Annotated in this window: 15 protein-coding genes; 2 read left to right on the plus strand and 13 right to left on the minus strand. The window is 52.2% G+C overall.

Features of this window, described 5'->3' with window-relative positions; translation table 11 throughout:
- Window positions 1-201: 201 nt before the first annotated feature.
- The 7 genes from cas2 to L888_RS0104330 are packed head-to-tail and all read right to left on the minus strand — an operon-like array spanning window position 202 to window position 7,699.
- A complete protein-coding gene (cas2, locus tag L888_RS0104300; RefSeq protein ID WP_005846129.1) occupies window positions 202-492 on the minus strand; it encodes a CRISPR-associated endonuclease Cas2 in 291 nt (96 codons plus the stop codon).
- Window positions 493-496: 4 nt separating this feature from the next.
- Complete coding sequence (cas1c, locus tag L888_RS0104305; RefSeq protein ID WP_027951984.1) at window positions 497-1,531, minus strand: type I-C CRISPR-associated endonuclease Cas1c; 1,035 nt, start codon at window positions 1,529-1,531, stop codon at window positions 497-499.
- A complete protein-coding gene (gene cas4 / locus L888_RS0104310; RefSeq protein WP_027951985.1) occupies window positions 1,515-2,192 on the minus strand; it encodes a CRISPR-associated protein Cas4 in 678 nt (225 codons plus the stop codon). Before cas4 ends, cas1c begins: the two co-directional genes overlap by 17 nt.
- Window positions 2,192-3,037 carry a type I-C CRISPR-associated protein Cas7/Csd2 gene (gene cas7c, locus L888_RS0104315; protein ID WP_027951986.1) on the minus strand — a complete coding sequence of 282 codons (846 nt, stop codon included), beginning with the start codon at window positions 3,035-3,037 and terminating at the stop codon, window positions 2,192-2,194. The genes cas4 and cas7c overlap by 1 nt, the downstream gene beginning before the upstream one ends.
- 12 nt (window positions 3,038-3,049) lie before the next feature.
- Entirely contained in the window at window positions 3,050-4,813 is a 1,764-nt protein-coding gene (cas8c, locus tag L888_RS0104320) for a type I-C CRISPR-associated protein Cas8c/Csd1 (RefSeq protein WP_027951987.1), read from the minus strand.
- Window positions 4,810-5,499: a type I-C CRISPR-associated protein Cas5c gene (cas5c, locus tag L888_RS0104325; protein WP_005846117.1), complete on the minus strand. Its 690-nt coding sequence runs from the start codon at window positions 5,497-5,499 to the stop codon at window positions 4,810-4,812. Before cas5c ends, cas8c begins: the two co-directional genes overlap by 4 nt.
- A gap of 4 nt (window positions 5,500-5,503) precedes the next feature.
- Complete coding sequence (locus tag L888_RS0104330) at window positions 5,504-7,699, minus strand: CRISPR-associated helicase/endonuclease Cas3 (RefSeq protein WP_027951988.1); 2,196 nt, start codon at window positions 7,697-7,699, stop codon at window positions 5,504-5,506.
- Window positions 7,700-7,826: 127 nt separating this feature from the next.
- On the opposite strand from L888_RS0104330, the gene mnmA reads away from it, so the two are divergent.
- On the plus strand, window positions 7,827-8,909 hold the full coding sequence (mnmA, locus tag L888_RS0104335; protein ID WP_027951989.1) for a tRNA 2-thiouridine(34) synthase MnmA: 1,083 nt from the start codon (window positions 7,827-7,829) through the stop codon (window positions 8,907-8,909).
- Between the two features lie 81 nt (window positions 8,910-8,990).
- Here mnmA and L888_RS0104340 read toward each other — a convergent pair whose 3' ends face one another.
- From L888_RS0104340 to L888_RS0104365, 6 genes are all read right to left on the minus strand, one after another.
- Window positions 8,991-9,674: a hypothetical protein gene (locus L888_RS0104340; protein WP_027951990.1), complete on the minus strand. Its 684-nt coding sequence runs from the start codon at window positions 9,672-9,674 to the stop codon at window positions 8,991-8,993.
- A gap of 117 nt (window positions 9,675-9,791) precedes the next feature.
- On the minus strand, window positions 9,792-10,520 hold the full coding sequence (locus L888_RS0104345; protein WP_027951991.1) for an HAD family hydrolase: 729 nt from the start codon (window positions 10,518-10,520) through the stop codon (window positions 9,792-9,794).
- Window positions 10,517-11,878, minus strand: coding sequence for a glucose-6-phosphate isomerase (locus L888_RS0104350; RefSeq protein WP_027951992.1), 1,362 nt, complete (start codon window positions 11,876-11,878; stop codon window positions 10,517-10,519). Before L888_RS0104350 ends, L888_RS0104345 begins: the two co-directional genes overlap by 4 nt.
- Before the next feature lie 2 nt (window positions 11,879-11,880).
- Window positions 11,881-12,876 (minus strand): NAD(P)H-dependent glycerol-3-phosphate dehydrogenase, encoded by a 996-nt coding sequence (locus L888_RS0104355; protein WP_027951993.1) that lies wholly within the window; start codon window positions 12,874-12,876, stop codon window positions 11,881-11,883.
- A 5-nt stretch (window positions 12,877-12,881) separates the two neighbouring features.
- Window positions 12,882-14,618, minus strand: coding sequence for a lysine--tRNA ligase (gene lysS, locus L888_RS0104360; RefSeq protein WP_027951994.1), 1,737 nt, complete (start codon window positions 14,616-14,618; stop codon window positions 12,882-12,884).
- Window positions 14,619-14,850: 232 nt separating this feature from the next.
- The gene (locus L888_RS0104365; protein ID WP_027951995.1) at window positions 14,851-17,268 is read right to left on the minus strand and encodes an alpha-L-arabinofuranosidase C-terminal domain-containing protein; all 2,418 of its coding nucleotides are present in this window, start codon (window positions 17,266-17,268) and stop codon (window positions 14,851-14,853) included.
- A 124-nt stretch (window positions 17,269-17,392) separates the two neighbouring features.
- Here L888_RS0104365 and L888_RS0104370 point away from each other — a divergent pair, with 124 nt between their 5' ends.
- Window positions 17,393-19,510 carry a TonB-dependent receptor plug domain-containing protein gene (locus L888_RS0104370; RefSeq protein WP_027951996.1) on the plus strand — a complete coding sequence of 706 codons (2,118 nt, stop codon included), beginning with the start codon at window positions 17,393-17,395 and terminating at the stop codon, window positions 19,508-19,510.
- Window positions 19,511-19,774 lie beyond the last annotated feature (264 nt).

Below are 19,774 nucleotides of genomic sequence, written 5' to 3' on the forward strand. Positions count from 1 at the left end.
CCGTTTCAATCCACGCGCCTACGTGAGACGCGACTGTATAAATTCGTAATATTTAGTACTCAGTTACTTATAAAGCACTTTTTGCGAACAGAATTCTTAAAAACATAGAATAGAAAAAGAAACCAGTATGTTTTCCTGTAGCCAAAGGGTTGCGAACATTGCACCATTTCAGGTATAGCATAGGGTTCGCACAAAATTAAGCTATATGATAAGCTCTTCCTCGATGTTTATTCCTCGAATTAATCCCATGGTTTCAACCTTAGCATGATAGTGGTTACCCAAATTATAAATACGGATGCTATCCTTTTGCTTGTTTATAATGTCTGACAGCAATATCTTCAGTTGAGCAAGCTGTGTGACATCTACAACACATTCAAATACAGAATTCTGCACTCGCTGTCCATGATTCATGCAAATCTTTGCAACACCTTGTAATCGCTTACGACCATCCGGCGTTTCCGTGTTTACATCATAAGTAACGAGAATCAACATTATTTTATTGTATTAAAAAGACAGGATATCCATCTAAATCTCCACGAAGGAACCGCGCTAAGAGCATAGCTTGAATATAAGGAAGAAGACCTATAGGAACCTGCTCTTTCAGATAAGGATGTAAGATGGATTCTTTCTTCCGCTTCTGCCAAGCTGATAAAATATTCCGCTTGCAAGAATCTGTCATCAATACATTGTCGGCCCCATTGTCCAGAAAGTCGTTCGAAGTAACTTGGTTGCGATTGATGAGTGATAACACAAGCCGGTCACCGAGATAACCTCGAAATTCCTCCATCAGATCTAGTGCCAAACTGATACGTCCCGGTCGGTCTGTATGGAGGAATCCTACATAAGGGTCAAGGCCCACTGTCTCCAAAGCAGACTGCACCTCGTGTGCCAAAAGTGTATAAACAAATGATAACATGGCATTTGTTTTGTCTTTCGGAGGGCGTCTATTCCTACCGTGAAAAGCAAAACTTTCTTTTTGATTAATTATCATATCATTGAATAAAGAGAAATAGTTGACGGCTGCATCTCCTTCTATACCACGAAGTATATCCTTATTTGAGGCCCTCAAAGCAAATCTTTTGTTGAGACTCAAATTGCAAGACACTTCCTCTACCGCTTGTAGGTTTGATATACGATCTGCATAGTCACGCTTGAAGCGTTCAATGATTTTTCGAGAATTAAAAATTTTACCAGCAACTATTGTACTACTGATAGATAGAGAAAAGGCTTCGTCATCTGCCAATCTATATTGCTTGCGACGGAGAAGTACATTACCATTGATGCTTCCCACCACTCGCGCTAAAAATTTTCCGTTGGGTGACAAGAAACACAAACCAACCCCGCGTTCAACGCAAAGATTCATAAGATAAGGTGAAGCTCCCATACGATTAAAGCATACAATTCCTTCGATATTTAATATCGGGACACGAAGAACCTCATCGTTTCTCAGCTTAGCAATAATATTTTCACCATCTTTTGTCAGATAGATGTCTGGATTGGTAACATAAAGCGTATTAAGTAGTTTCCTCATCTTCCTCTATTTGTTTAAGATAATTCCTTACGGTAGAAGTTCTCTGTAAAGGTGCTATAAAGCACTTGTCCAAAAGCGAGCACGACTTACATTGCCGACGATATTCTGCCCGAGGAGTTATGCCTGAGGAGAATGCATCGTGCATCTCACGAGAATAACTTTCGACCAATTGCCGCAGTGGTATGGATAAACTCACTTTCTCTCGATGCCGTGTCTCACCATAAAAGAAACTTCCCTCTGTAATATGGATACCATACATCTCTTCCAAGCACATTGCTTGCGCACACAACTGCACTTCATCTATCGGCTCTTTCTTTGGCCTGCCATGTTTGTATTCAAGCGGATAAACTTTCCATCTGCCTGAATATTTAGGAACAGTGATGCTATTTTCCTCATCATTAGTAGCACATAGTTCCAACATGTCTGCAACGCCAAAGAATCCTAACGAATGAGATTTGAGCGCAACAGACCGTAAATGTACGATACTGCCATTGCGCTCTATTCTAAACGGGTTGTCCACTTTCCGGTGCATCCATGCACCTTCGACTGTCAGTCGGTTTTCTTGCCACTGTTGCTCCACATGGATTAAGGCCCATTGCCGACGACAGAAAGCGAAGTGCTGAATGCCGGAAAGCATCAAAAGGTCATCATCGTCGTACATCAAATCATCTCATCCAATAATTCTATCCCATTGGGAATACTGGCACGATCTATACTCACCTCGTAGTCACTGAATGTACGGGCGGGCTTACTTTCGTCTTTCTGTCGGACTTTTACTAAATCAAACAACTGGTAAGACGGTGCATTACCTAACTCAGAAGAATGTTTAAAAACAATAAGTTTCCGAGGACACATCTGCCCCCGAGCTGCACTGTGATCCAAATCGAACATATTCTTCAATGCCTCCCAGAAAAGCTGCAGATCTTCCTCCGAGAAGCCTGTTTGTCTGGCCAGATTAGCAGAAATGAAACCCTGCACTTGATAAAGTGCATAAGGAATAGTGTATTTACGCCCCATCGTTTGTCGTGTTCCCATCTCATTGGCGTCTGTATCCTTTGCATCTGTCACTGCCATACGGGTAATAGTATGCTCTGCCGTAATAATAGGTGAGACGGATCGCGAAAACGTCAGCTGAATCGGACCTCTCACTTGGCCGGCATTCTTTTTACCCGTAGTCATTACAGCCCCAAAGGCACGTACATCATAGAAACGATTGCACATGGACTTACGTGCCTCTTCCTTCGTCTTGGTATCTTTTGCCGTATTGTTTATTGTATCATTGAGTACACTACCTTCCTTAATAAAGATATCATAGGGAGCCTCAAAGCCTTTAGTTGTTTGCACGTAGTTGCGAACCTTACGCTTCAAGCAAACATCTGACACAAGTCCATTTCCCGTTTCGGCATCAATTCGCGGCATATTGCCAGCATCTGGATCACCATTAGGATTGCCATCCACTACATCAAAAAGATAAATAAAATCGTACCTGTTTTTTAATTCTTCCATAATCATATTATTTTAGTTGTTATTATTGTCTTGGAAGTTAGCCACCTCTTTCTTGGTATAGAAAAATTGTCGTTGATGATAATAGCCGATGGCAAACCGACTTTGGTCATCAAGGGAGAAATGGGTATCAAATCCTCGAGCATTTATATCAAGCATTACTTCCCCTTTCATTCGTTCATAATACACCTTTTCTTTCTCGCTTAATTTCACAAGATGATGGTTAGACAGATCTATTAATCGAGGGAACACAACAGACGGAGTTCGTGAAGCTGCCCCATAATAACGATCACGAATAGTTGCATTAAGCTTACCCGTAGCAGATTCTTCTTGAATTCTCTCAAGAATAGCAAAAAGTCGCCCACAGAGATACGCCTGATTCTTGTTTTCTAAGTCTAAAGCCATAGTAATATCCTTTTCTATATTTTGTTTATTGTTTCTATTCTTACGGTTAAGATATGCTTTCAGTAATCCGGCACGTCTACAATTAACTTTCCGGTCTGCCTTAATTCTACCTATACACTGCATTTGAGCCAATGCAGGAAAAGGCAGGTTTTCAATAGCTGCACGTACCATGCCATTGAAAAGTGTACGTGGCAAATTCTTCGTATCATTTTGCAAAGCTATATTAGCCAACAGCTCGTAAAGTGAGTAATATGGCTTGTCCATTTTCCCTCGTGAGATATTCAAATCCTCAAAATATTGTCGAATGTTTGCTCCTGCCTCTCTTACTGTTGTCTCTTCCCATAGTTTAACTGCGATGCGAGCCACATTAGGACTTAGCAAGAGGATATAAAAGCGTGTTTCGTCATTATCGTGAATCGTCCCTGACAAAGGAGCTTTCATCAAATGGCTTATCATCTCAACACTTTTATCCGGATTATCCTTGGGTGGAGCAGCAAAAAAGAAAGAAAATTGATTTTCAAATTCATTCTCCCTGCTGGCCCAGAAAACCAAAGTATCTCCACTAAAATAAAAATGATTCTTGCTATCCTTGGCGAGCATGGTATTCAATGCCATTGTATAGGCATTGTTGGCTTGTTGCGAGATTGGCGCATTGAGCCCCTGTTCCTTATGATAGGAGTCATAGCCTGCACCTTTTTGGAATCCCACTAATTTTGCCCCCATAGAACTGGCACCTATCAATGACACACTATTATTAAGGACTGCTATTGGTTTGCGATCGCCATGAACAAGGCAGAGCCTCACAGGTGCATCCTTTCCATCCTCTCCATAGTCGATCGTTGAATCTACACCAACAGGTTCAAGCTGACCTAATATCTTAAATGCAAAATTTGTACCCTCCTTATTTATGCTATCTTCAAACAGAGCATCTTTTTTAATAGCATTCAAGTTGTCTTCAAAAACCGTATAAAACTGCCTTACGGCATAGATACCCACATGATTAGGATTAAGCGAAACAAGACGGTCTATTTCCTTTACAAAAGATTCATTTTGTTTCTTGCCAGTCTGCACAGCATTCTCATCAGCCAAAGCCATCTTCTTAGGTAGACCAAGCACATATCCATAGTGATCCCATAGAATATTAGCAGTCTTCCAAGAGTTGGAGCCTGACCGTCCCCGTGCATGACACATACTAAAAGATTTAGCCTCTCGTTGCTTTCCCTCACCCTCATAGGTTTCTTCCAACTTTACGAAATGTCCATCCTCCCGAATAACTATCAAATAAGGAATAGCCCTCCACTCACGTCCGTAAGGCGGCATTTCGTTAAGTGCAGCCTTACGCTGATAATATTCACATAATGCCTGAAGAATCATCTCAATACCTCCTTACTGTTTATAGACGGGACAACAACCACGCCGTGCTCCATTTTAGCTCGAAAGAATAAGGCTTCAGCCGGTTTTTCTCCATAGTGGTCTTTAAAATCCATATCGTAAAGCATAATACCGAAGTCTCGCGTCTCAGGGATACATCCCTCTCCTTTTACGGGATCATTGATTAATTTAAATCCGCAGGAGAATTCTCTACATCCCAGATAGGGTTGATTGAAACATTGTCCTTTACTGGCCCTACGCTCAAACATCGCATTATACTTGCCGGGATTCTCCTCCCCAACTCTGTCTTTATGAGGACGAAACTGTGGTTCCCGCCGTTCAATAGGTATAAACTCCAATTCAGCATAGATTCGGTAGCGTACATCCCGCAACACCAAGCTCGATTTCTGCTGCCTGTTATCTTCTATGACAATGCCATCAGAAGACGGGCTCATTGTTTTTCCCACTTCGTTACGTTTGATACTAAACCACTTGATAGGGTTTAATACCTCTATCCGAGTAATATTCCATCGAATGGCCGGCTTCCAAAAGATAGCATCAAAGATAGCCCTGGCCGCCGATGGTGTAATCACGTCATAGCTTACACGTTCCACCTTCAGCTCTGGGCGGGTAAAGCAGGCATAGTTCCCCCAAACCTCCAAACAGAATTCTTTGTTAAAATATTCCATAACTCTATAATATAATAGTATCGTCCAAATAGGGATTGTCATAAAATAGCCCCGTCTCCTTGCTATAACCTGTTGTGTCAGAAAGGTAATAAATATCATTACCCATTTCCACAGCTCCCAAAGCGACAATTTGCTCCTTTTGCCACAACGGAATGCTGACACTGTAACGTTGCAGCTTCCTGAATAGCCACGATGACGGTCCATCATGTTGCAACTGCTCCATATACCGTTTTCCCTGATTACCATATGGCACAAAAACAGTCATGTTACTTTCCTTGATTAATAGGAAATTACGGGCAGCAGTAGCAAAATTGGGAGTTGGCACATATAATAGCTCTGCAATCTTAGCTTCATCAGTAGTATCCAATTTAGAATAATAATCTCTGAAATAAGCCTCTGTTACACAAGGACTGAGGAAATCATCCATTCCTTGTTGCAGCATATCATCTGCAGCCTCAGCCGCCTTACGCACCTGTCCTCGCAGACGTGCATTCTCAAAATCAAATACCACAACCTGCCCACGCTCCAGCCGTCCCTCACGGTTACAGCGGCCTGCGGCCTGTGCAATGGAGTCGAGGCCAGCCATTGCTCGATAGACCACGGGGAAATCTATGTCTACTCCTGCCTCTATCAGCTGTGTGCTCACAACGATAATGGGCTCACCATGGTCAAGCTTCAGCCTTACCTCGTCAAGTTTATCCATAATATGTTGCTGGCACATCATCTTTGAGAGATGAACGACAGGCACATTACTCTTTACATGCACAGCTTCAAAAAGCATTTTGGCATCTCTCCGTGTATTAACCACACAAAGTATTCGCTCATATTTACAGATTTCCTCTGCCAAGCTATTATAAGTATATTTCTCTTTGACAAAGCTAATATCCACACGGCGCAACTGCTCAAAAAGCCGCATCTTATCTGTGACAATCTCCGTACTTTCCAGTCCTTGAAACTTAGCCATACCTGTCCCTATAATTCCAGACAAAGCGGGTTGTGTTGCAGTTGTCATGAGTATACTCACGCCAAAATAGCGCTGAAGCGATCTCAGCACATCGACAATAGGCTGTAGATTCACAGCCGGCAACATCTGCACCTCATCGAGTATCAGGATAGAATTGACGATATTGTGCAGTTTACGGCACCGTGAACGCTTATTGGCATAAAGCGACTCAAAGAGCTGTACATTTGTTGTCACAATGATAGGTGCATCCCAGTTCTCTGTGGCCAACTTCCATTTGACATTCTTCTCTTCATCCACGTCAACACTACTGTGATGCTCTATCACATTATCCTCCCCAAAGATGCTTTTCAAAATATTTGCGGTCTGGATAACGATGCTGGTATAAGGGATAGCAATGACGATACGCTGACATTTGTTTGCCTTTGCGTGCTCCATAGCCCACACCATCGAAGACAAAGTCTTACCCCCTCCCGTCGGCACCGTCAGTGTATAGATACCCCGAGAACCTTTACCACTTTCTCGACATAGTGATTGAATGTTGTTTCTAATCTGGTTGATTGAAGTTGATTCTTTACTTTTGAACTGCTGTAAGAATATATCAAGTCGCAGCTTCAACTCTGCCATTGAAGCAAACTTACCTCGTTGCTCATAGTCTTCTTCTTCCATAAACTTCTCTGTATCAAGACTATCGGCATCTACCAAACAGGAATAAAGCATACGAATCCATAAATGCCAAGCCATGGGATGTAATGCTTCTCGGTCAATATTTGGCTGTTCCAACAGAGGAATTTGGGTTGTCCCGAGCAGTTCCCTAATGCCATCAAGCACATGAACCTCTGTCAAATGGTGTTCCAGGTTGGCTTCTCCAGAACTTCTATAGTCGTGCAATCCCGCATGATGACCACAAATACAGTAAGCAACAGGAAGATACATGCCGCCTTGGAACAATTGCTCCTTGGCATAAACTGCTCCTGCTACGGCGTGAGTAACCTGTCCCGGATCCTTTATCGTCACATCTTGTCCCGAAGCCGCAAGTATATGGTGTTGGAAATCTAAAGCATATTTACCAATGTCGTGCCACCAGCCACACAATTTTCCCCACCCTGCCGCATGAAATTCTGCAGCAAAGTCAGAGGCCAGTGCTGCCACTCCCCGGCAGTGTTCCTCTATGCTCTGGTTAGTCCATTGGCCATCATCATAACGTGTATGTGCAATATCACGTTGCCTTTCGCTCATACTTAGGTTTGATTTGAATAGGTTCTTAGTTGCAAAGTTAAGAAAAAAAGTCAAAGGCCGTACCCTTGAATGGGATTATTTTGCGGGTTATTTGCCTATCCACGGAGAATTAGTTAATTTTGCAAACATGAATATTGAGGAGATCAAGGACAAGCGCATCGCCGTGCTACTCTCGGGTGGCGTGGACAGTTCCGTGGTGGTTTACGAACTGGCCAGCTTGGGACTTCACCCCGACTGCTTCTACATCAAGATTGGTCCCGAGGAACAAGAGGAATGGGACTGCTCGTCAGAGGAGGATCTGGAGATGGCCACGGCCGTGGCTGCCCGGTACGGCTGCAGGCTGCAGGTGGTGGATTGCCATCAAGAATACTGGAACCAGGTGACACGTTACACCATGGAAAAGGTCAAGGCTGGGTTCACGCCCAACCCCGATGTGATGTGCAACCGCCTCATCAAGTTTGGTGCTTTCGACGAGAAGATGGGGCATGCCTACGACCTTATCGCCACGGGACACTATGCGCAGACGGAGTGGATAGACGGCCGCAAGTGGCTCACCACAAGTCCGGACCCGGTGAAAGACCAGACCGACTTCCTGGCACAGATCTATCAATGGCAACTCAAGAAAGCTATCTTTCCCATCGGACACTTTGAAAAGAACGAGGTGCGCGAGATTGCCGAACGCGAGCATCTCATCAATGCCCACCGCAAAGACTCGCAGGGCATCTGCTTCCTGGGCAACATAGACTATAACGAATACGTGCGCCGCTACCTTGGCGAGCAGCCGGGCGACATCGTAGAACAGGAAACGGGAAAGAAGATTGGCGAGCATCGGGGCCTCTGGTTCCACACCATCGGGCAGCGCAAGGGACTCGGACTGGGCGGCGGGCCTTGGTTTGTCATTCGGAAAGACGTAGCCCGCAACACGCTCTACGTGAGTCATGGTTACGACCCGCAGGATGCCTACAAGCAGGATTTCCCCATTCATGGCTTCGACTTTCTCACCGAAGGGGTGAGCGACCTACCCCGCGAAGTGACGTTCAAGATTCGCCACACACCCGAATACCATCCGGCCCGCACGGAACGCATTGGCGAAGGACAATACCTCATACACTCGGCCAAGCCCATCCACGGCGTGGCCCCCGGCCAGTTTTGCGTGGTCTACGACAAGCGGCACCACAAGTGTTACGGCTCCGGCGAGATTTGCGAATAGCCCTGAGGCAGGGCCAACCCGCCCCATTCCCATGGCAATGATAGGTGTTGCCGCCATCGTCATCCGGCAGAAGCGGGGCAATTACTTGCTTCCCGCTTCTTCCTTTTGGGGTTCGGGTGCCTTCTTTTGGGAGTCCGGCACGCCCTGTTCCGTCTGCCGCGCTTGCTCCGTCCGTTCCTGTTCAGCCCTCGCCCGTTCGTTTGCGATCCGCTTTTCTTCCAGTGTTTTCTTATAAGCGTTGACGATGGGATCTTCGTCGTAGGTGTCCATCTGCTTGAACGACTTGCGCATTTTGACCAAGTGCTTCTGGTCACGACGGTAGCGTTTGTCGAGCATCTTTGCAAAATCAAACGGAAGATTAAATGCAGCTTTCGAGGCCGCATCCTCCGCCATTCCCTCTCTGATGGCTTTGCCAAAGTCCATGACCGGTCCTTTGGTACCGTCCTTGCCCCATATCGTTACCTCACTGATGCGCTTGTTGTTGGGAATAAGGAAGGTGGAGTCCTTGGCCTCCTTGAGCAACAAGCGCTCGGTCAGGTAGTTGGCCTTGTACACCGACAGCGTATCGAACTGTTCTGGAATATAGCAGATGCCCCGATAATTGGTGGTGTCCCGGTATCCATCCTTGGTCCACACGATTGCATCCCGAATGGGTACGCGCGTCTCTATATCGCACACAACAAACTTACGCAACGGCTTTTGTGGTTCCTGGCCTTTCGCACACAGCGGGGCCAAAAGCAGAAAAAGGAGGAGAATCTTTCTCATAATTTGTGCAAAGATAACCGATTCTGAGACGAGGCTTCGCCGTTGTTAGAACCTTTTATGTTATTTTTCCTTATCAAGCCTTAACATGTCATGGCATTCCGCCAAGTCCCAAACTCATTATACAAAAGTGTTTGTCAGTCTGTCCCAGTCGGCTGCCAGTTGCCTGATATTCGGATAAAGCAGATTGGCACCCTCCGCAAGCAGGGCCTCATCGGGTAATGGCCCGCTGTTGACCGCCACGGTAAAGATGCTTGCCGCCACGCCGGCACGCACGCCAAGCGGCGCATTCTCCACGACGATGGCCTCCCAAGGCTGCAGGTGGCCGGCCTTTTGCAGTCCCATGAGATAAGGGTCGGGGCTGGGCTTGCCCCGTTTCACGTCGTAAGCCGTCACAATGTGACGTTCGTCAAGGTATGTCCCAAAGTCATCGAGCAGCCGATTGATGAGAGGCCGCTGGCCGCTTCCCGTCACCACGTTCACCGTCATGCCGGCCGCTGCAATCCGTCGCATCAGCTCTTGCACGCCCTCAAAAATGGGAGCCACCGGCATTTCGTGGAAGATACGGGTCTTCTCGTCATACATTTTCTGGGCTTCCTCCAGTGTTATGTCCACGCCTTTCTGCTCTTTCACAAAATGACGGATGGTATCAATGCCTCGTGCACCCTCGGTGGCATAGGCGTCGGCCTTGGTCATCGTGATGCCAAACTTGCGCATCGACTCCACCCACGCCACGGCATGATTGGGCATGCTGTCGTAAAGCACGCCGTCCATATCAAAAAGAACGGCCTTGGGAGCGAAAGTCCCAAAGCCGTGTTCTTCTAAATACTTGCAAATGGCTCCGTTCATGCTTCCTGGGCGAGACGCTCCTGAATGGCCTTGCTCTCGGCCTCGTAACCGGGTTTGTTGAGCAAAGCGAACATGTTCTTCTTGTAAGCCTCCACACCCGGCTGGTTGAAAGGATTCACTTCTTCCAGCAGACCACTGACGCCACAGGCCCTCTCAAAGAAGTAAATCAGCTGACCGAGGTAGTATTCGTTGAGTTGAGGCATGCTGATGCGGATGTTGGGCACACCGCCGTCCACGTGAGCCAGGCGTGTGCCAAGCTCTGCCATCTTGTTCACTTCGTCCACACGCTTGCCGGCGAGGAAGTTCAAACCGTCGAGATTTTCCTCGTCAGCCGGGAAGTCGAGCTTGCGCTCGGGCGTCTCCACCGAGATAACCGTCTCGAAAATGCTGCGCTCACCATCCTGAATCCACTGCCCCATGGAGTGCAGGTCGGTCGTGAAGTCGCAGGCTGCGGGGAAGATGCCTTTCTTGTCCTTGCCCTCACTCTCTCCATAGAGCTGCTTCCACCACTCAGCGATGAAGTGCAGCTTCGGCTGGAAATTGGCCACAATCTCTATCTTCTTGCCGGCCCGGGTATAGAGTCCTTGGCGCACGGCAGCATACTGGGCGGCGGGATTCTCTGCAAAAGGCACGTCGGTACCCGTTGCCTTCTCCATATCCTGCGCTCCCTTGACCAGTGCCTTGATGTCGAAACCTGCCACGGCGATGGGCAGCAGACCCACCGGAGTGAGCACGGAGAAGCGGCCTCCCACGTTGTCGGGAATAATAAAGCTCTTGTAACCCTCCTTGTCGGCACACGTGCGGGCGGCACCTTTTCTGGCATCGGTCACGGCCACAATCACGTCTTTGGCCTCATCCTTGCCACGCTGGGCCTCGCACTGCTTCTTGAGCAGACGGAATGTCAGGGCCGTTTCGGTGGTTGTACCCGATTTGGAAATATTGATGACGCCGAACTTCTTGTTCTTCAGATAGTCGGTAAGCTCAGCCAGATAGTCCTCGCCGATATTGTTTCCGGCAAAGAGTATGTTGGGATTCTTGCGGTCATCGTTCACGAGCCAGGCAAAGCTGTTGCCCAAAGCCTCGATAACGGCACGGGCGCCCAGGTATGAACCGCCTATGCCGGCCACCACCACCACCTCGCACTTGCTGCGCAGCGTGTCGGCCACGGCCTGAACCTCGGCAAGAAACTCATCGGAAATCTCGGTCGGCAGATGGAGCCAACCCAGAAAGTCGCTGCCCTCGCACGTGCCGTTTTCCAGTGCCTCCTGGGCTGCCTTTACCTTCGATTCATAGCTCTCCACGGTTCCTGCGGGCAGAAACTGGACAGCCTTGCTTGTGTCTAATGTAATGTTCTTCATCTTTATCTAAATGAATCTGTTAATAACTTTATCTCTATCTGTGGGTTGATGCGCTCGTAAAGAATGTTGTAGACCGCATCGAGGATGGGCATGTTGACGTGCATGTGGCGGTTGATTTCCTTCATGCACTTGGTACCAAAGTAGCCCTCGGCTATCATTTCCATCTCGATTTGTGCCGACTTCACGCTGTATCCCTTGCCTATCATCGTTCCGAAAGTGCGGTTGCGCGAGAAGTTGGAGTAGCCTGTCACGAGCAGGTCGCCCAGATACACGCTGTCGTAGATGTTGCGCTCGATGGGATAGACAGCCGTCAGAAAGCGATTCATTTCCTGCACGGCGTTGCTCATCAACACCGCCTGGAAGTTGTCGCCATACTTCAATCCGTTACAGATGCCGGCAGCAATGGCATATACATTCTTGAGCACCGACGAGTACTCTATGCCCACCACGTCGCTCGATGTCTTGGTCTTGATGAAGTCGGAAGTCAGCACATCGGTAAAGGCGCACGCTTTCTCCAAGTCCTTGCACCCCACCGTGAGATAGCTCAGCCGCTCCAACGCCACCTCCTCGGCATGTGAGGGGCCGCCGATGCAGGCCAGATTCTCATAGGGTACATCGAACACTTGGTGGAAATATTCAGAGCAAACCAAGTTCTCTTCAGGCACGACACCCTTGATGGCTGTCACGACAAACTTCTCGCGCAAACCGGTCTTGAGCTTCTTCAGATGGTTCTTCAGGTAAGGCGACGGCGTGACATACACCAACGTATCATAGGCCTGCACGATCCTGTTGATATCCGACGAGAAGAATATCTCGTCCACATCGAAGCGAGCCGACGCCAAATAGGCCGGGTTGTGCCCCAGTCGCCTGAAGTCCTCGATGCGGTCGTCGCGGCGCATATACCAGCCGATGTGGTGCGTATGCGTCACCACAATCTTGGCAATGGCCGTGGCCCACGAGCCTCCGCCAATGATAGCTACCTTACCTACATTGAACATTGCGCTTACCTTTGCCCAGCCAGGTAGATCCATTGCTGGACTTCCTCCACGGCGGGCTTCTCGTAACCCAGTTTGTATTTCTTGTTGATTTCACCGAGTTTCTGCTGCAGCCCCTGTGCCTTCTCGTCCTTGATGTCGGCAATCAGGTTGAATCCGGCCTTGCGCAGCACGTACACCCAGTCTTCGGCCACGCCCAGTTCGGCCCACTCCTTCACGCTGCTCTGCGGTATTTTTCTCTCGGGCTTGAGCTGCGGGAAGAGCATCACCTCCTGAATGTTGGGCTGTCCGGTCATAAGCATCACCAGGCGGTCGATGCCAATGCCGATGCCGCTGGTGGGGGGCATGCCGTATTGCAGGGCACGCAGGAAGTCCTGATCGATAATCATGGCCTCGTCGTCGCCCTTGGCGGCCAACTTCATCTGGTCAACGAAACGCTGCTCCTGGTCTATCGGGTCGTTCAGCTCAGAGTAGGCATTGGCCAGCTCCTTGCCATTCACCATCAGCTCGAAGCGCTCGGTGAGCCCAGCCTTGGAGCGGTGCATCTTGGTCAGCGGCGACATCTCCACCGGATAGTCGATGATGAAAGTGGGCTGGATGAACGTGCTTTCGCAGAACTCTCCGAATATCTCGTCGATGAGCTTACCCTTGCCGAAAGTCTCGTCCACCGTGTCCATCTTCAGTTCTTCGGTGGCAATCCTGTAGATTTCTTCCTCGGTCTTGCCGGCCAGGTCGAATCCTGTCTTCTCCCGAATGGCTTCCAGAATGGGCAGACGACGGAACGGTGCCTTGAAAGAGATCACGTTGTCGCCGTTCTTTACCTCGGTCGTTCCGTTCACGGCGACGCAGATGGTCTCGAGCAACCGCTCTGTGAAACTCATCATCCAATTGTAGTCCTTGTACTGCACGTAAAGCTCCATGCAGGTGAACTCCGGGTTGTGGAACTTGTCCATACCCTCGTTGCGGAAGTTCTTGCCTATCTCGTACACGCCCTCGAAGCCGCCTACGATGAGTCGTTTGAGGTAGAGCTCGGTGGCAATGCGCATGTACATGTCGATGTTCAGCGCATTAAAGTGGGTGACAAACGGGCGTGCGCTCGCGCCGCCGGGGATGCTCTGCAGCGTGGGAGTCTCCACCTCGGTATAGCCGGCCTCGTCGAAGAAGTTGCGCATGGTGCGTAGCACGACGGCCCGCTTGAGAAAGGTTTCCTTGACACCGTCGTTCACCACCAGGTCCACATATCGCTGGCGGGCCCGCAGTTCTGGGTCGTCGAACTTGTCGTAGGCCACACCGTCCTTGTATTTCACGATGGGCAGGGGCTTCAGACTCTTGCCCAGCACCGTCAGTTCCTGGGCGTGCACCGACACTTCGCCGGTCTGTGTCATGAACACAAAGCCCCTGATGCCTATGAAATCGCCGATGTCGAGCAGCTTCTTGAACACCTTATTATATATGTCTTTGTCCTCGCCCGGGCAAATATCGTCACGGGTAATATAGACCTGAATGCGGCCTTTGCTATCCTGAAGCTCCACGAAACTGGCCTTGCCCATCACCCGACGGGTCATCATGCGGCCGGCAATCAGCACCTCGCGCTGCTCGCCCTCCTTGAACCCGGCCTTGATGTCGGTGGAGAAAGCATTGGTGGGAAACTCGGCGGCGGGATAAGGCTCTATGCCCATGGCGCGGAGTTCCTGCAGACTTTGGCGACGGCCAATCTCCTGCTCACTTAACTCTAAAATGTTCATGTCTGTTCTATTCGAATATATTCTTTCCGTTGTGCAAAGTTAATAAAAAGAATTTAAAGTTGCTGCGGATTTAATAATTAATAACCACGCAACGCACAATCTCCGTGCAACGGGGTGCAACCCCTCGGGCAAGGAGTCTCCGACGAGGCCTTGCCGCCCGGCAAAAACAGTTGCCCCGTGCATTCCCTCACAGGAAATGCACGGGGCAAACCGATGTTGGCAAGGGTGGTCCCTACTTCAGCCGGACAATGTTCAGCGAGTTGGCCGGCACGTCGAGCGTCACGCCCTCGCTGTCGGCACTAAGCACTTGCTCCACGGGCACCACGCGCATGGGCTCGTCGATGGTGTTCTCGCTGGTACCTTTCTCGCCGGCCAGCCGGATGACGCGGGCATGCTTCGAGGCGTGGTTGCGCAGGTTGATGCGGGCCGTGGTGGCCTGACTGTCGGTGTTCACCAGTTTCACGATGTAGTCGCCGCTGGTCTCGTCGTAGGTGGCACTGGAGAAGAAGCCGGCAAAATCGTTGGGCTTCAGCTTGGCAGCCAGGATTTGGCGGCCGTCGAGGCTGGCCGTAATGCTGTCGCCCTTCACGTGCAGCTCCACGTCGTACCAGCGGCCCGTCTCCACATGGCCGTCTACGCCGGCTATCTGCATCTTGCCACCGTCCACCACCTGCTCGATACCGTGCTGTCCATTGCCCCATCCACCGATGTTGAGCCAGCTGTAGTTGTCTTCATCCACATAGTTGAACACAACGATGAATCCCTCCCGGCCGTCGTCCTTGCGGGCTTTCACGCGATAGATGTACTCGTCGCTGGTGAAGCGGTTGGGGTTCAGACGGATGGCCCCGTCGGCATACGAGGTCTGGCGCAGCACGCCGTCCTGTTCGGCCCAGCTGCCGCTCACGTCCACCCGGTCCACCTGCTTGCCCGGCGCATTGGCCGTCGTGGTGAGGCTGGCGTCGCGGAAACTCGACTGCGTCTGCCAGGTGGCCACGCCCACCTGACAAGTGGCCGGCTTCATCTTCACCTCGTCGGCCTTCGTCTCGTAGGGGTTGTGCTGCACGGTTTTCAGGATGTGCGTGCCCACGTTGCGGGCCATCAGCTTCTGCACATAGTACGAGGGCGTGCCGAAACTGCGGCCGGCATCAAACTGAATCATGTCGGGCCGCCAGCGCGTCTCGTTGATGTTGGCAAAGATAGGAGCGTAGCTGGCCATCTTCACCACGTCGGCATTGTTCTCCATGCCCATCATGAACACGGCCTCGCCCAGGGCGGCATTCACGTTGCCCACCTTGCCGAAGCCCTGCGTCACGGCGTATTCGCCCACGTAGATGCCGGGGCCTTGACGGTCGTAGCCGTCGTAGTGGTGGAACTTTTCGGCAAACCACCGCGGTGTGCGGTAGTAATGCTCGTCGAGCAATTCCACCTGCTCCTTGGAGTCCCACGTGGGGGTGTCGGTGCCCCAGGCGGCTACATTGCCGATGAGGTGCATCTTGGGATAGCGCGCCAGCACGGCTTCCTTGAACAGTTGGAAGCGTCGATAGTAGTTGTCGCTCTGCTGGCTGGCGTTGGGTTGGTTGTTTTCATTGCCTATCTCCAGGTACTCAATGTTGAAGGGTTCCGGATGGCCGTTGCGGGCGCGCATGGCTCCATACTTGGACGTCACGGGGCCGTTGGCGTATTCCAGGGCGTTGAGCGTCTCGTCGATCCAGGGCTGCAGCGAGTCCACGGGCGTGAAACCGCCGTGCCAGATGCCCACGTTGACCACATAGAGCGGCTTGGCGCCGAGGTCTTCGGCCAGCTGTAAGTACTCGTGAAAACCCAGTCCGTCGCTGGTGCGGTAGCCCCAGTTCACGTTCATGTGGCCCACGCGCTCCTCCACCGGGCCGATGGTACGGTCCCAGCGGAAAGCATTGTCGGGGCTGTCCTGCCCCTCCACGAAACAGCCGCCGGGGAAGCGAAAGAACTTGGGCTGCAGGTCGACCAGCATCGTGGCCAGGTCGGGGCGCATGCCATTAGCCCGGTTATTGAACGTGGGCGGGAAGAGCGACACCATGTCGAAGTCCATCACGCCCTTGCCCGTAGCCGCAAACCAGAGGTAGGCCTTGGCGTGGTTCACGCTGCTTGTCATCGTGGCCTCGTAGCGGGTCCACTTGCCCGAGAACTGCTTGCCCTCGAACTCGGCCTCGGCAAACTGCCGCTTGCCGCAGCCGCAGCCCAGATAGGCCTTGAGCTTGCCCTTGAGGCGGCCCTTGGCCCAGAAGCTCAGCTTGTAGGTGCGGCCCTGCACGGAGGGGATGCCCCAGTAGCCCTCGTTGTAGAATCCGTCGCCGTCGCCGCCGAACGTCACCTGCAGAGCATGGCCCTGCACGCGGTTGAGCAGCCCCTTGGAGGTGAGCCTCAGCACGGCGTTGCCCTTGGCCCTCCAGTGTTCGGGCTCGTCGGCATTGTCCTCGAACGAGCGGTTGCGCACCAGTTCGGCATAGAGACCGCCGTCGGCGGCATGGTTGATGTCTTCGTAGAAAATGCCGTAGAGCATGGGCGAAACCTGCGGTCCCGGCCGGGCGGCGTCGAGTTCCACCGTCACCTGGGCCGAAACGCCCACGGCACCGGCCAGGAAAGCCGAGAGAAGGAATGGTTTGATGTGCATGTTGATTGGGTTTTGGTATGGTTGAAAAACGGGTTAGATTGTTTGGCAAAAATACACTTTATTCTCTGTTTTCACGGCAATATTACAAAGATTAACAGAAAATTGTGTATCTTTGCACCGTTTTATGAACACAAAACCTTTCAACCAGCGCACTGCGCTTGTCTTCAAACACTTCAACCGCAAGGGCTACAGCCTCTTTGCCGCCTTGGGCAAAGAGGTGCTCATCAGCGTGCTGAGTGTCGCGACCCTGACCCATGCCAAGGCCGACGGCATTGCCACACGCCCCTTGATGGAGCCCGACTCGGTGAGTTTTGGAGAGCAACGCATCGACGAAGTCCAAGTCATGGGCTCGCGCGCACCGCTGACTGCCTTGCAGTCGGCCAAGATCGTTGAGGTGATTTCGCGCGACGACATCAACCGTGCCGAGGCGCAAACCATCAACGACATCCTGAAACTATCCACCGGCGTCGACGTCCGTCAGCGCGGTGGATTTGGTGTACAGACGGACATCTCCATCAACGGCGGCACATTCGACCAGCTGACGATACTGCTCAACGGCGTTCCGTTGTCCAGTCCGCAGACGGGACACAACGCAGCCGACTTCCCCGTCTCGCTCTCAGACATAGAGCGCATCGAGGTGCTCGAGGGGGGCGCGGCACGCGTCTTCGGCTCGTCGGCCTTCAGCGGCGCCATCAACATCGTGACGCGGCCCGCCCGCACCATGCGTCTGCGGGTGGCGGCCGAGGGCGGTTCGTTCGGCACAGTGGGCGGCGAGGCCTTGCTGGGCTGGGCTCCCAAGGCCAACCTCACGGCCCCGCTGGCCACCCACCACCAGCTCTCGGGGGGCTACGTGCGGAGCGACGGCGGCACGGCCAACTCGGCCTTCACCAAGCGGCGCGCCTTCTACCAGGGCGACGTGGAGGGCCGATGGGCCGACGTGAGCTGGCAGACGGGCCTCTCCTCGCAGGACTATGGGGCCAACACGTTCTACTCGGCCAGGTTTCCGAACCAGTATGAGGAGACGCGCCGACTCGTGGCCTCGGTGGGCGCCGTGGTGCGGCCGTTGGCCGACAGCGAGAGCCGCTGGGGCCGGTCGCTGCGGCTGCAGCCCATGGTCTACGGGCACCGCGACTACGACCACTACCAGCTCACCCGCGGACAGCAGGGCGCCAAGGCCGGCGAAAACTATCACCGCACGGACGTCTACGGAGCCTCCCTCAACCTCACGGCCGACTGGCTGCTGGGCAAGACGGCCGTGGGAGCCGACCTGCGCAAGGAGCACATCCGCTCCACGGCCTACGGCGAGCTGCTGGACGAGGCCCGATGGAAACCCATCCACGGCTCCGACCGCCGGTACACCCGCGAGGGCAACCGCACCAACACGAGCCTCTTTCTGGAGCACAACGTCATCGTGGGCGGCCTCACGCTCTCGGCCGGACTCATGGCCAACCGCAACACAGGGCTCGACCGGCGCTTCCGCCTCTACCCGGGCATCGACGTGAGCTACCGCCCCGGCGACGCCTGGAAGCTGTATGCCGGCTGGAACAAGGCCTTGCGCGTGCCTACGTTCACCGATCTCTACACCGACAACCCTGCCCAACAGGGCGACCCCACGCTCAAACCCGAGCGCAACTCCACGTTCAAGCTGGGCGCGCGCTACCGCACAACAGGGCTGGAGACCACGGCCAGCGCCTTCCACAGCAAGGGCAACGACCTGATAGACTGGGTGTACGAGACTGCCGCCTCGACCAAATACAAGGCCATGAACATTGGCAAGCTCGACAATATGGGCCTCGGTCTCGACGCCACGCTCGACCTCTCGACCCTGTTCCATCTGGGCAAGGTTCAAGGTTCAACCCCCAAGGCTCAAAGCTCAAAGCCCAAAGTCGAAAGCCCGCCCGTGCTGCTGAAGCTGGGCTATGCCTACATCCATCAGCACCACGAGACCACGCGCAGCATCCACCGCTCGCTCTACGCGCTGGAATACCTGCGCCACAAGGTCGTGGCCGAACTCTCCCACCCCGTCATTTCGCGGCTTTCGGCCTCGTGGGCCCTGCGCTGGCAGCAGCGCATGAACGGCTACCACCCCTATGCCAAGCTCGACGGAAAGCTCGCGTGGACCGAGCGCACGTGGCAGCTTTACGTCAAGGCCGACAACCTGACTTGCCACCGCTACTACGACCTCGGCACCGTGAGGCAGCCGGGGCTGTGGGTCATGGCGGGCGCCAGCCTCACCCTCTGAATGCGGCAGCGGCCGGCCGTCGGCCAGCCATTGCGCCGTCAACGCGTCGCCGTCACGGCGTAATCGCCGCGCCGTTACACCGCAATCGCAACACGATTACACCGCCATCGCGACACGGCTGCACCGCCATTGCGACACGGCAAAACAGCCATGGCGATTCACCTTGCAGGGCCACACCCCGTGTACGGCCGCCAAAACCCAGCCCTTGGCCAACGGCCAGGGGCTTTTTCATGGAAAAAACGTGAATGGACGGCTCGTGCAACA

It is taken from the genome of Hallella seregens ATCC 51272 (assembly GCF_000518545.1).
Classification (GTDB): domain Bacteria; phylum Bacteroidota; class Bacteroidia; order Bacteroidales; family Bacteroidaceae; genus Prevotella; species Prevotella seregens.